This is a genomic window from Actinoplanes sp. NPDC048967 (assembly GCF_040649415.1).
Lineage (GTDB): Bacteria > Actinomycetota > Actinomycetes > Mycobacteriales > Micromonosporaceae > Actinoplanes.
Genome location: NZ_JBEZFL010000010.1, coordinates 284,508 through 296,682 on the forward strand (window position 1 = coordinate 284,508; position 12,175 = coordinate 296,682).

The 12,175-nt window shown below is 73.4% G+C and carries 11 protein-coding genes; 6 read left to right on the forward strand and 5 right to left on the reverse strand.

What is annotated here, in order from left to right; all coding sequences use genetic code 11:
* Positions 1 to 66: 66 nt before the first annotated feature.
* Positions 67 to 1,920 carry a diguanylate cyclase gene (locus AB0C12_RS35905; RefSeq protein ID WP_360554705.1) on the forward strand — a complete coding sequence of 618 codons (1,854 nt, stop codon included), beginning with the start codon at positions 67 to 69 and terminating at the stop codon, positions 1,918 to 1,920.
* Between the two features lie 58 nt (positions 1,921 to 1,978).
* Here the strand turns inward: AB0C12_RS35905 and AB0C12_RS35910 are convergent, their stop codons facing one another.
* Positions 1,979 to 3,754 carry a DNRLRE domain-containing protein gene (locus tag AB0C12_RS35910; protein WP_360554707.1) on the reverse strand — a complete coding sequence of 592 codons (1,776 nt, stop codon included), beginning with the start codon at positions 3,752 to 3,754 and terminating at the stop codon, positions 1,979 to 1,981.
* Positions 3,755 to 4,015: 261 nt separating this feature from the next.
* Here AB0C12_RS35910 and AB0C12_RS35915 point away from each other — a divergent pair, with 261 nt between their 5' ends.
* Together AB0C12_RS35915 and AB0C12_RS35920 are read left to right on the forward strand one after the other, a co-directional pair.
* Positions 4,016 to 5,248, forward strand: a complete 1,233-nt coding sequence (locus AB0C12_RS35915) for a dipeptidase (RefSeq protein ID WP_360554709.1) — start codon at positions 4,016 to 4,018, stop codon at positions 5,246 to 5,248.
* Positions 5,249 to 5,471: 223 nt separating this feature from the next.
* Positions 5,472 to 6,299: a polysaccharide deacetylase family protein gene (locus AB0C12_RS35920; protein WP_360554711.1), complete on the forward strand. Its 828-nt coding sequence runs from the start codon at positions 5,472 to 5,474 to the stop codon at positions 6,297 to 6,299.
* Here the strand turns inward: AB0C12_RS35920 and AB0C12_RS35925 are convergent.
* The 4 genes from AB0C12_RS35925 to AB0C12_RS35940 form a co-directional block, all read right to left on the reverse strand.
* The gene (locus AB0C12_RS35925; RefSeq protein ID WP_360554713.1) at positions 6,296 to 7,000 is read right to left on the reverse strand and encodes a VOC family protein; all 705 of its coding nucleotides are present in this window, start codon (positions 6,998 to 7,000) and stop codon (positions 6,296 to 6,298) included. The two genes, AB0C12_RS35920 and AB0C12_RS35925, sit on opposite strands and share 4 nt — an antisense overlap.
* Positions 7,001 to 7,145: 145 nt before the next feature.
* A complete protein-coding gene (locus AB0C12_RS35930; protein WP_360554836.1) occupies positions 7,146 to 7,838 on the reverse strand; it encodes a response regulator transcription factor in 693 nt (230 codons plus the stop codon).
* Positions 7,802 to 9,070, reverse strand: a complete 1,269-nt coding sequence (locus AB0C12_RS35935) for a histidine kinase (protein ID WP_360554838.1) — start codon at positions 9,068 to 9,070, stop codon at positions 7,802 to 7,804. Before AB0C12_RS35935 ends, AB0C12_RS35930 begins: the two co-directional genes overlap by 37 nt.
* Positions 9,071 to 9,150: 80 nt before the next feature.
* A complete protein-coding gene (locus AB0C12_RS35940; RefSeq protein WP_360554715.1) occupies positions 9,151 to 9,990 on the reverse strand; it encodes a formate/nitrite transporter family protein in 840 nt (279 codons plus the stop codon).
* Between the two features lie 164 nt (positions 9,991 to 10,154).
* Between AB0C12_RS35940 and AB0C12_RS35945 the strand changes: the two genes are divergently transcribed.
* The 3 genes from AB0C12_RS35945 to AB0C12_RS35955 are packed head-to-tail and all read left to right on the forward strand — an operon-like array spanning position 10,155 to position 12,155.
* Positions 10,155 to 11,054, forward strand: a complete 900-nt coding sequence (locus tag AB0C12_RS35945) for an ABC transporter ATP-binding protein (protein ID WP_360554717.1) — start codon at positions 10,155 to 10,157, stop codon at positions 11,052 to 11,054.
* Positions 11,051 to 11,851 carry an ABC transporter permease gene (locus tag AB0C12_RS35950; RefSeq protein ID WP_360554719.1) on the forward strand — a complete coding sequence of 267 codons (801 nt, stop codon included), beginning with the start codon at positions 11,051 to 11,053 and terminating at the stop codon, positions 11,849 to 11,851. The genes AB0C12_RS35945 and AB0C12_RS35950 overlap by 4 nt, the downstream gene beginning before the upstream one ends.
* A 37-nt stretch (positions 11,852 to 11,888) precedes the next feature.
* Positions 11,889 to 12,155, forward strand: coding sequence for a hypothetical protein (locus AB0C12_RS35955; RefSeq protein ID WP_360554721.1), 267 nt, complete (start codon positions 11,889 to 11,891; stop codon positions 12,153 to 12,155).
* The last annotated feature ends 20 nt before the right edge of the window (positions 12,156 to 12,175 follow it).

The following is a 12,175-nucleotide window of genomic DNA, read 5'->3' on the forward strand; positions in this document are numbered from 1 at the left end:
GGGGTTCGCCGAACGATGGACAGGCTGCGATTCCCGACCGGGAGCGACAGGCTGGAGGAACGGGCGATGGTTCCGCGCACGCGCAGACGGACCGCCCCGCCGGTGCCGATGGCACTGCTGCGGGACCGCGGCATGCAGGCGCTGCTGGCCGTCGCCGTGCTCGGCGCCGCCTGGTACGCGTGGCCGGTGGCCGGCCTGCCCGTCCTGATCGCCGCCTACTGGCCCATCCAGGTGGTCCTCGACGTGGTTCTGGCGCTCGGCTCGTGGCGGGTCCACCGGCACCCGGACGCCTCGGCCACCACCCGCCGGTTCTGGCGGGCGATGACCATCGCCGCGGCCCTGTTCGCCGTCGGCGACCTCGTCCAGACGGTGCAGTCGGCCACCGACCTGACGGTGACCGGGCTGGTCAGCGGGAACGTGCACCTGATCTTCGTCGTCGCCGGCGTCTCGGTGCCGCTGTGGGCGATGCTGACCCACCCGATCCGGGCCACCGGCCGGCAACGTCTGGTGTTCTGGCTGGACGCGGCCACCGTGATGACCGCCGCCGCGGGCTTCATCTGGTCGTTCATGCTCAGCGCCGTGGTCGGCGCGGCGATCAGCCTGGTGCTGCTCAACGGCGTGCTCGCGGCCCTCATGCTGATCGTGTTCTTCGGCATCACCAAGCTGATCCTCGGCGGTGAGGCCCCGTTCCGGCCGGTCGCGGCCGGCATCGCCCTGGTCGGCGTGGCTCTGACCGCGCTCGGCGTCGGTGTGGACGGGCTGGCCGCCCAGGCCAACCCGGCGGTGTTCATGCTGTCGAGCTTCGTCCCCTGCGTCATCATGGCGGCCTGCCCGCGGGCGCAGACAGTGGAGATGCGCCTCGCCGCCACCGCGTCGCAGCGTTCCCGGCGGCGGCCCTTCAGCCTGCTGCCGTACGCGGCGGCGCTGGCCACCTACGCGGCGGGCCTGCTCAGCCTGGCCCAGGACGGGCTGTCGGTCCGTAGCTGGGGGCTGGTCCTCGGCTCGCTGCTGGTCACGCTGGTGGTGCTGGGCCGGCAGATCACCTCGTTCGTCGACAACGCGGTGCTGCTGCGCCGGCTCGGCGAGCAGGAGCGCCGGTTCCGCTCGCTGATCCAGCACTCCTCGGACCTCACGGTGATCACCGACCGGCGGGGCCGGACGACGTTCATCAGCCCGGCGGTGACCCGGATGCTGGGCTACGCGCCCGAGGAGCTGCTCGGCACGGTGCTGCGCGACCTGCTGCATCCCGAGGACCTGCCGACCGCCGGGACCGGCGGTTCCTGGCAGGGCCGGGTACGGCACAAGGACGGCTCCTGGCGCTGGCTCGACGTGGTGGCCACCGACCGGCACGACGACCCGAGCGTGCGCGGGCTCATCTCCAACGCCCGCGACATCACCGACGCCCGCGCGTTCCAGGAGCAGCTGCACCACGAGGCGACCCATGACGCGCTGACCGGTCTGGCCAACCGCACCCTGTTCCACCGCCGGATCGCCGACGCGGCCGGGCAGCCGGACACCGACGCGCTCGCCGGGGTGCTCGCCGTCGACCTGGACGACTTCAAAATCATCAACGACACGCTCGGGCACCACGTGGGCGACCGGGTGCTGGTCACGGCGGCCGAACGGCTGCGCGGCTGCGTGCGGGCCGGCAGCGACACGGTGGCCCGGCTCGGCGGCGACGAGTTCGCCGTGATCCTGACCGGCACGACGCCGGCCGAGGCCGCCGCCACCGCCGAGCGGATCGTCGCCGCGCTCACCGAGCCGGTCACGGTCGAGGGTCACGTGCTGGTCGTACGGGCCAGCGTCGGCGTCGCGACCGGCCCCGGCGGCCAGGCCCGCACGCTGCTGCGGGCGGCCGACGCGGCGATGTACGAGGCGAAGCGCAGCGGCAAGGGCACGATGGCCGTCGCCGGAAGCTGACCCGGCACGAGCCGCCCGGCAGGCCCGCCGGGCGGCTCGTGAGCACAGTGGACGACGCTCAGCGCAGCTTCACGTCGAACATCTTGTCCGCGGCCAGGGTACGGAACGCGGCCAGGGCCGTCTTGGTGCTGTCGATGCTGATGTCGCGGTCACCCTGGTCGTCGCGCTTGGTGTCGAAGTAGACGATCGCCTTGATCCCCGGGCGCTTCTTGAGCTCCGGCAGGACGCTGCGGAAACCGGCGGCCTTGTCGGTCACCTTGCCGACGCGGTGGTAGACGCCCCACTCGGCAACCATGATCGGCTTGCTCGCGTGCTTGGTGGTGGCCCAGTCGTACCAGCCGAGGCCACCGTTGGCGGGCTTGCGGTCGAGCAGGTCACCGAACAGGCCGAAGTGGTAGTAGCCCTTCTCGGCGCTCACGTACGAGTCGAGGCCCATCCAGTCGACGACGTCGTCACCCGGGTAGAGGTCCTTCCACCACGACTGCGCCATCCACTTCTCGTTGCCCATGTAGGCCATGACGTTGATCGCGTTGGTGACACCCTTGGCCCGCAGGCGCAGGATCGTGTGGCGGTACATGGCGGCGAAGTCCTTGGCCTCCCAGCCGGAGCCGGCCTTGGCCACGACGTCGTTCTCCGGCTCGTGGTTGAGCACGAGGAAGAACTTCTCCGGGAAGCTCGACTTGATCCGGGCGGCGAAACGGTCGATGCGCGCGTCCTGCTCGCCCTTGGCGACCTTGGCCCAGCTCGAGCCGTAGGCGATCTTCCAGTTCAGCAGCAGCACACGCGGCTTGGCGGCGTCGCGGGCCATGGCCATCTCGGACTTGGTCGGAAACGGCTCGTCACCCTTGTGGTACGCGTGGAAGATGCTCGCGGTGCGGCCGCTGAGCTTCTCCCAGTCCTTGAGCGCCTCGTCACGCGGCGCGTCGGTGAAGCCACCGGCAGCGGCACCCCACAGCACGCCGCAGCTCGGCACGAGCTTGGCGCCGGTGACGCAGTCACCCTCGGGCGGGTCGACCGGCGCGGGCTGGGTCGGGGTGGTCTGGCTCGGGGCCGGCTGGGCCGGGTTGGTCTGGGTCGGGGTGGTCTGGGTCGGGGTGGTCTGGGTGGGGGCGGGCTGGGCCGGGGTGGGCTCGGTGGTGGCCGGCTGGGTCGGGGCGGGCTGGGCCGGGGTCGTGGTGGCGGGGGTGGTGGGCTCGACGGCCGGCGGCGGCATGTCCTCGTCCTCGATCGGCGTGGCCGGCGGCACGGCCGGCGCCGACTGGGCGGCGGCGGTGGACACCGTCAGCACCGGGCCGCCCCACTTGCCCTCGGCGGAGCGCAGGCGGGTGACCGCGTTGGACGCCGACGACTGCACGGCGAAGGAGTAGGTGCCGGGGCCGGTGACCGCGGCGCCGAGGTCGAAGGACAGCTCCTCCGCGTCGGGGGCCGGAGTGGCGGACGCGACGACCGTACCCAGCGCGGGGGCGTTGCCCGAGGTGAGCCGCTGCTCGGTCCAGGCGTTGCCGGCCACCCGGCTCACCGACACCTTGCCGGCCACGTCACCCACGGTGATCAGCCGCAGCCGGGCGCCGGTGACCTGCGTACCCGCCGGGACCAGGAACTTCAGGAAGGCGATCTTGGTGTCACCGTCGAGGCGGCCGATCGACAGCTTGTCCTCGGCGCCGAAGGTGGCGTCCTTGCGGCCGCTGGACACGTACGTGTCGTCACCGGCGGTGAGCTTCAGCTCCGGACCGGCGGCGGCCGCCGCGGGCGCCGCGGCGACCAGCGCGGTGCCGGCACCGGCCACCAGGGCGGCCAGGGCGGTCACGGACTTCTGCAGCTTCTTGCGACGCAATTCGGATCTCCCCCGCGTGTGTCCGGCCGCGTCTCGGCCGGGCATGCAGAGAAGATTCCGGGGCGTACGGTGCGCGCACCGTGCCCGTGCGGGTGCCGCCCGGTTGCGAACGAGCCGAATGGCGGGACTTGAGGATTCCGCGGACCGGCCCGCGCGCGATCCGCCCGGTGCCGCCCTATGCTCCGGCAGGTGATCATCGTCCGTTCGGACCGGGCCGGCGCCACCCGCGCGGGCCGCGGCCCACGAGCCTGAGGAGCGCCGGTGTCCGTCGTTGATCTCGCCCTGCGTGCCGCCCCCGTCATCGACGGGCACAACGACCTGCCGATGGCGTTGCGCGAGCGCGCCGGCTACCGCGTCGACGGCCTGGCCGCGGACCGGCCCGAGTTCCACACCGACATCGCCCGGCTGCGCGCCGGTGGGGTCGGCGGCCAGTTCTGGTCCGTGTACGTGCCCTCGGACCTGAGCGAACCGGAGGCGGTGGTGGCGACCATGGAGCAGATCGACGCGGTGTACCGGCTCGTGGCCGCGTACCCCGCGGATCTGGCTGTCGCGTACTCGGCCGGCGACGTCGAGGCGGCCCAGCGCGCAGGGCGGATCGCCTCCCTGATCGGCATCGAGGGCGGGCACAGCCTGGCCACCTCGCTCGGCGTGCTGCGGGCCTTCGCGCGCCTCGGGGTGCGCTACGTGACGCTGACCCACAACCACAACACGTCGTGGGCGGACTCGGCGGCGGACGTACCGGCGGTGGGCGGGCTGGACGACGAGGGCCGGGCCATCGTGGCGGAGATGCAGCGCATCGGCGTCCTGGTCGACCTGTCCCACGTCGCGACCACGACCATGCACGCGGCGCTGGACGTGGCGACCGCCCCGGTGATCTTCAGCCACTCGTCGGCCCGGGCCCTGACCGACCACCGGCGCAACGTCGACGACGAGGTCCTGGTCCGGCTGCGGGACAACGGGGGCGTGTGCATGGTGGCGTTCGTACCGGTCTTCGTCTCGGAGCAGGTCGTGGCCTGGACGGCGGCGGCCGACGCGGAATGGCAGCGGCTCGGGTTGCCGGCCGAACAGGCTCCCTGGCCCAGCGCTCCCCGGCCGGGCCGCGAGGCTGTGCCGGTCCCGCGTACCGGTGGGGGTTCATTCGGCACTGCCCTGCCCGGCGGTGACGCGCCGCCGCCGGAACCGTTCCGGGCCTGGCTGGCCGGACATCCCCGGCCGGAGGCGACGATCGCCCAGGTGGCCGACCATGTCGAGCACGTGCGGGCGGTGGCCGGGGTGGACCACGTCGGGCTGGGCGGGGACTACGACGGGTGCGACCGGCTGCCGGTCGGGCTGGAGGACGTGTCCGGGTATCCGCGGCTGCTGGCCGAGCTGGCCGGGCGGGGCTGGGGCCAGGAGGAGCTGGAGAAGCTCACCGGGCGCAATGTGCTGCGGGTGCTGCGGGAGACGGAGGAGGCGGCCGAGGAGCCGCTGTGGCCGCTCTCCCCCGCTCGATAGCGCGGGTCCCGCGCTGTCCCCGCGCCCGGCCGGTCTCTGTCCCGGCCTGTCGGGCCGCGTGGCGTAGCACAGCGGTGCCTCGGCCGAATGGCCGAACCGGCGCGGGTGGATCTCCGGCCCGCGCCGGATACCCGCTGGTAACGGCAAACGCGACGCTCCCAGTGGCGCCGCGCTCCCGCGGCGCGGACACGGGGGAACAGCAATGGCAGCGAATATCCGGATCATGCGGCCCAGCCGGCGCGCCGTGCTGCGCGGTGGCCTGCTGGCCGTGGCCGGGGCGGGAATGGGTGCGCTGGGCGCCGGCGAGATACCGCGCTGGTGCGGGTGGGACCGGCCCCCGCTCGGCGGCGGCTACGCGGCGGCCGCCGACACGCCGGCCGCGGCCCGGCACGCCGACGTGACCGTGCGGTACTACGCCGAGACCGCTGAACCGGTGGTGGCGCTCACCTTCGACGACGGGCCGGGGCCGCGGTGGACGCCGATGGTGCTGGACACGCTGGAGGCGGCCGGGGTGCCGGCCACGTTCTTCATGGTGGGGCGGAACCTGCGCGAGCACGCCGGCCTGGTCCGCGGGCGGCTGGACAGCCACGAGGTCGGCAACCACTCCTGGTCGCACGACGACCTGGCCACCCTCGACCTGGCCGGGGTCACCGCCGAGCTGACCCGGACCCACGAGGTGATCCACGAGGTCACCGGCCGGGCGCCGACCCTGATGCGGCCACCGTACGGGCACCTGGGCGGGTCGACGCTCCTGGCGGCCGACTCGCTGGGCTACGACATCGTGCTGTGGTCCCAGCAGATGCGCGAACGGGCCTTCGCCGACGACCCGGACGCCCAGGTCCGCGCGATCGTCGACGGGGTCCGCCCGGGTGACATCGTGCTGGCCCACGACGTCGGCGCGGACCGGCGGCTGGTGGCGCTGCGCCGGCTCGGGGCGATGATCGAAGGGCTGCGGGCCCGCGGCTTCCGCTTCGCGACCGTCTCAGAGCTCGTCGCCACCGCTGCCGGTAGCCCCACGACGCCGCTCGCGACGCGGCGCCGGGCGCACTAGTCGCGGCCCTGCCAGGTGGTGACGCAGGCTTCGTTGCCCTCGGGGTCGGCGAGGATCCAGAAGGACGGCGCCCGGGCCTCCGACAGCAGGATGCCGCCCGCGCTCAGCGCGGCCCGGATCCGCGCCGGCGCCTCGTCGTGCGGCACCGAGACGTCCAGGTGCAGCCGGTTGCGCTCGGCCCGCGGACCGGTCATCTGCTGGAACCACAGCGCCGGGCCCTGCGCGAGCGGGTCCACGATCGGATCGCGCGGGCCGCCGCCGCCCGGCTCGTCGGTGTAGCCGAGCACGGCCTTCCAGAACGGCCGGATCTCCGCGATGTCGAGCGCGTCGACCGCGATCTCCAGCGCCTGCACCGACCGCCGGCCGTCGGCGTCCGGCGCGAGCGGCAGGCCCATCTCCGCGGCCGTGGTGGCGATCATGCGGGCGTGGGCCAGCTCCCGGGCGGTCAGTCCGGCCGGGTCCGGTGGATGCAGGGTGAGCTCCAGCCGTCCGGGCCGCAGGTCGAGCCAGAGGCTCTCGTCGGCGCCGGCGCCGGCGGCCCGGATCAGCTCGGTGGCGACCTCCGCCACCTGCCACAGCGGACCCAGCCGGATCGAGGCGCGCAGGGTGCCCAGGACGTAGCGCCAGCCGAGCTCGCCGACCGCCGCCGAGATGTGGGCGGCGCTGAGCGCCACGCCGTCGTCGATCGTCTCCTCGGTCATCCCGGCATGGTCTCATCCCGGCCCGGGGCCCGGGCCGGCGTCGGCCGGGGTCCAGGCCGCGGCCCGGCAGAATCGGATCGCCGCGCGGCCCGAGCAAAGCCAGGCCGGAGGTCAGGCCAGGCCGGGGGTCAGTCCAGCCCGAGGGTCAGGCCAGCCCGGCGTCGTGGACGAGGAGGGCGATCTGGACGCGGTTGTTCAGGTTGAGCTTGACCAGCAGGCGGGAGACGTGCGCCTTCACCGTCGCGACGCTCATGAACAGTTCCGTGGCGATCTCCGCGTTCGCGCGGCCCTGGCCCAGCAGCAACGCGACCTCCCGTTCGCGCTCGCTGAGCCCTTCGAGCGCGCTCAGCGCCCGCTGCCGTCCGCCGTTGGCCTCCGGCGCCGCCACGTGGGCGATCAGGCGGCGGGTCACCACGGGTGACAGCATCGCCTCGCCCTGGGCCACCCGGCGTACCGCGTGCAGGATCTCCACCGGCGGGGTGTCCTTCAGCAGGAAGCCGCTGGCGCCGGCCCGCAGGGCGCGCAGCACGAACTCGTCGGCGTCGAAGGTGGTCAGGACGATGACCTCCGGGGCGCTCGGGCGGCGGCGCAGCGATTCGGTGGCGGCCAGGCCGTCGACGCGGGGCATGCGGATGTCCATCAGGACGACGTCGGGGTGGTGGGTGGCCACCGCCGCCGGGACCTCGCTGCCGTCGGCGGCCTCGCCCACCACGGCGATGTCGTCGGCGCCGGACAGGATCATCGTCAGGCCGGCCCGGACCAGGGCGTCGTCGTCGACGATCAGCACGCGCAGCGGGGAGGTCACTGCGCCGCTCCCGGCTGGCCCCAGGGCAGCCAGGCGGAGAGGGTGAACTCGCCGTCGGCGCCCCGCCCGGAGGTGAGCCGGCCGCCGGCCAGGGTGGCCCGTTCGGCCAGGCCGACCAGGCCGGTCCCGGTGCCCGGGATCGGCACGGCCGGGCGGGTGCCGCCGACCGGGGCCGGATTGCGGATGTCGATGGTCAGGCCGGCGCCCGGCGAGCCGGTCACGCCGACCCGGACGGCCGTGCCGGGTGCGTGCTTGCGGGCGTTGGTGAGACCTTCCTGCACGATCCGGTACGCCGCCCGCCCGGTCCCCGCCGGCACCTCGGCCGCGTCGTCGACCCGCAGGTCGAGGTGGACCTTGATGCCGGCCACCCGGGACTCATCGGCCAGCGCGGGCAGCTCGGCCAGGGTGGGCTGGGGGCGTTCGGGGGCGTCGTCGGCGGCCGGCTCGCGCAGCACGCCGATGACCTCGCGCAGGTCCTGCAGGGCCTGGTGGGCGCTGGCCCGGATCACGCCCGCGGCCCCCGCGACCTCGGCCGGGGCGGCGCCGGGGTGGATCTCCAGCGCGCCGGCGTGCAGGCTCAGCAGGGAGATCCGGTGGGCCAGCACGTCGTGCATCTCCCGGGCGATGCGGGTGCGTTCCATCGCGCGGGCCTGGCTGACGCGCAGCTGCTGCTCGGACTCAGCGCGCTCGGCACGGTCCCGCAGCGACATCACCAGCTGCCGGCGGGACCGGACGACCATGCCCCACAGCAGGGTGATGGCCAGGAAGACAGTGCTCCAGGCAAGCGACTCGACGACGCTGGTGCCGGCCTCCGGGCGCAGCAGGCAGAAGGCCGTGTTGGCGCCCAGCGAGCCGACCGCCACCGCCGCGGTCACCCCGAAGCGACGGTGCACGGCCAGGGTGAAGAAGAGGATGATGCCGGCGAAGGCGGCCGCGACGGAGAAGGCCGCGCCCACCGTCGCGCAGATGGCGAGCTGAACCGGGAAGCGGCGGCGCCACCAGAGGGACACCGCGAGGGCCACCCCGGCGATGAGGTCTGCCCAGGCCAGCCACAGCGGGGTGCCGGCCCACTGCGGTACGACATCGGGGTTCGGCTGGAGCTGGTCGGTGCCCGCCAGCAGCGCCCAGCTCACGGCGATGAGGAAGCACAGCGAGTCGACGATCCAGTCGCGGGTCGAACGGCGGGCGTGCGGGTGCTCGGCCGCGTCCCACAGCTGGGCCGGCTGCAGCCAGCGATAATCCGATGGCCGGCCGGCCCGCGACACCGTCAGCTCCCCCACGGCCGTCATGCTACGGGTGGGCGGGTCCGGCCCGATACCGACCAAAGTCGAAGGCCGTCCGGGGCTCAGGTCGCCTCGCGCGGCTCCTCCCGCGAGGGCTCCTCCTTGAGGTACAGGTACCAGTACGAGGTGGCGACGAAGACAACGGCGCCGACCAGGTTGCCCAGGAACGCCAGCAGCCAGTTGCGCAGGGTGTCGTCCCAGCCCAGGCCCGGGACCCCGGCGAAGATCGCGGCCGGCAGGAAGAACATGTTGGCCACGACGTGGTCGAAGCCCATCGCCACGAACGCCATGATCGGGAAGAAGATCGCCAGGATCTTGCCCGAGACGTTGTCGGCGGCCAGCGACACCCAGACCGCGAGGCAGACCAGCCAGTTGCAGCCGACCGCGCGCAGGAAGATCTGCCAGTTGCTCTCGTGCAGGCCCTTGGCCTGGGCGATCCCGGCGAGCCGGTCGTAGGTCATCGCGCCCGAGGTGCCGGCGTCGCTGCCGAGGTGGCCGATCACGCCGGTCTGCACGGCCAGGAAGTACGCGACGAACACGGCCCCGATGACGTTGCCGATCAGCACCAGGGTGAGGTTGCGCAGGATGTCGCCCCAGGTGAGCCGGCCCTGCATGGCGCTGATCGGGATCAGCAGCATGTTGCCGGTGAGCAGGTGCGAGCCGGCGATCAGGACCAGCACCAGGCCGAGCGTGAACGCCGCGCCGGTGAACAGGGTGGGCAGGCTGCCCCAGATCTCCGGGTCGAGCCCGGACGACACGGCGATGGCCACGAGCCCGCCGAAGGCGATGTACGCACCGGCGAGGAACGACCCCACCAGCGTCTTGTCCCACCGCAGATCGGCCTTCTTGACGCCGGCCGCCACCGCGGTGTGGGCGATGTCCGACGGTTCCTTGATCGCCATCGTGCGCTCCCGCCTACCCTGGGTTCCCCGCGCATACCCGTCGATGGCCCGGCTACTCCTGCGATGTGTACCGACCAAAGTCGTAGCCGGAGCTAGACCAAGGTTCGCGGACACCGACCGGCGGCCGACGCGCCCGGCCGGCCGGCGGCGGCACGCTGAGAGGCATGATCACGGTCGAACATCTGAGCAAGCGGTACGGGAGCCACCCGGCCGTCGACGACGTGTCGTTCACCTGCGAGCCCGGCACGGTGACCGGCTTCCTCGGCCCGAACGGCGCGGGCAAGTCCACCACGATGCGGATGATCTGCGGGCTGACGCCGCCCACCGCGGGCACCGCCACGATCGACGGGCAGCCGTACCGGCGGCTGGGCAATCCGGGGCGGCGGATCGGGGTGCTGCTGGACGCGTCGGCGCAGCATTCGGGGCGCACCGGGCGGGAGGTGCTGGCGCTGGCGGCGCTGACCATGGGCGTCGACAAGCGGAGGGTCGACGAGAGCCTGGAGCGGGTCGGGCTGAACAACACGGCCGCGAAACGGCGGGTCAAGGCGTACTCGCTGGGCATGCGGCAGCGGCTGGGGCTCGCGTACGCGATGCTCGGCGATCCCGGCATCCTGATCCTCGACGAGCCGGCCAACGGCCTCGACCCGGAGGGCATCTACTGGATGCGCGGGCTGCTGCGCAACTTCGCCGACGCGGGGGGCACGGTGCTGCTCTCCTCGCACCTGCTGCGGGAGGTGGAGGCGGTCGCCGACAAGCTGGTCGTCATCGGCGCCGGGAAGATCGTCGCCCAGGGAGACAAGGCCGAGCTGCTGGCCCAGTCCGGCACGGTCGTGCGGGCGCTGGACATGGCGGCGCTGGAGACGGTGCTGCGGCGCATCGGGCATCCCGGCACGAAGACGACCGACGGGGGCGTCGTCGTGCAGGCCGATGCGGAGACCATCGGGCGGGCGGCGGCCGACGCCGGTCTCGTCCTGCTGGAGTTGCGGCCGGCCGGCAGCGGCGGGCTCGAGCAGATGTTCCTGACCCTGACCGCCGGTGACTCGGTGAAGGAGGCTGTCCGATGACCGCCGTGCAGACAGCGCCGACCTCGGCGCCCGGTGCTGCTCCCGCGTCCGCGGAACGCCGTACGGGCATCCCGCTGGCCCGGCTCACCCTGGTCGAGCTGCGCAAATTGGCCGACACCCGGTCGGGCCTGTGGTTGTTGATCGTGATCGCGCTGGCCGCGGCCGGCGCGGTCGCGCTGGTGATCGCGGCCGCACCGGCCGACGAGCAGGTCTTCGACGGCATGCTGGCCTTCGGCCTGGTGCCCGCCGCGGTGCTGCTGCCGGTGCTGGGCATCCTGTCGATGACCAGCGAGTGGTCGCAGCGCACGGCGCTGACCACCTTCACGCTGACCCCGGCGCGGGGCCGGGTGCTGGTGGCGAAGCTGATCGCGGCGGTGCTGATCGCCGTCGCGACCACGGCCGCGACGGCCGCGCTGGCGGCCGTGGGCAATCTGATCGCCGCCGGTACGGGCGGCGACGGCAGCTGGCACATCGAGGCCGCCCTGGTCGGTCAGTTGCTGGTCAACCAGGTGGTGTTCGTGCTGATGGGCTCGGCGTTCGGCGCGCTGCTGATGAACTCGCCGCTGGCCATCGTGTTGTACTTCGCCATCCCGACGCTCTGGTCGGTGCTCGGCGAGATGGTGAAGTGGCTGCACACGGCGGCCGGCTGGGTCGACATCAACGTGACCTCGATGCCGCTGAGCGAGCCGGGGATGACCGGCGACCAGTGGGCCCGCTTCGGCGTGGCGGCCCTGGTCTGGGTGGTGCTGCCGCTGGTGGCCGGCACGGTGCGGATGCTGCGCCGCGAGGTGGCCTGAGCTGTTCCCCGCCGGTCCGGGCGGTTAGGGTCGATCCATGCCGATCGGTCCCCAGCCGCCCGGCCGGCGGGGCACCGTCGGCGAGCCGTACAGCGCGTTGAACCTGCGGCTGGTGCTGGCCGCTTTCGGCTTCGTGGTCTGCACCATCCTGGCGATCGTGCTGTGGCGCCAGGGCTGGACAGTGCCGGGCTGGCTGCTCGCCGCCTGGGCGCTGGCTGCTCTGGTGGACATGGTGGTGGTGCAGCTGCGGCGGCGGGCGCGGCGCCGCGAGGACGGCGGCCGGCGGCATTCCCTCTTCGAGTAGCCCGCGTCTTGCCCCTTTTC

What these genes read in the sequence shown, in the direction of transcription:
- AB0C12_RS35905 (WP_360554705.1), top strand. Translation starts at nt 67, where the DNA reads ATGGTTCCGCGCACGCGCAGACGGACCGCCCCGCCGGTGCCGATGGCA.
- AB0C12_RS35920 (WP_360554711.1), top strand. Translation starts at nt 5,472, where the DNA reads ATGCGGCCCAGCCGGCGCGCCGTGCTGCGCGGTGGCCTGCTGGCCGTG.
- AB0C12_RS35925 (WP_360554713.1), bottom strand. Translation starts at nt 7,000, where the DNA reads ATGACCGAGGAGACGATCGACGACGGCGTGGCGCTCAGCGCCGCCCAC.
- AB0C12_RS35940 (WP_360554715.1), bottom strand. Translation starts at nt 9,990, where the DNA reads ATGGCGATCAAGGAACCGTCGGACATCGCCCACACCGCGGTGGCGGCC.
- AB0C12_RS35945 (WP_360554717.1), top strand. Translation starts at nt 10,155, where the DNA reads ATGATCACGGTCGAACATCTGAGCAAGCGGTACGGGAGCCACCCGGCC.
- AB0C12_RS35950 (WP_360554719.1), top strand. Translation starts at nt 11,051, where the DNA reads ATGACCGCCGTGCAGACAGCGCCGACCTCGGCGCCCGGTGCTGCTCCC.
- AB0C12_RS35955 (WP_360554721.1), top strand. Translation starts at nt 11,889, where the DNA reads ATGCCGATCGGTCCCCAGCCGCCCGGCCGGCGGGGCACCGTCGGCGAG.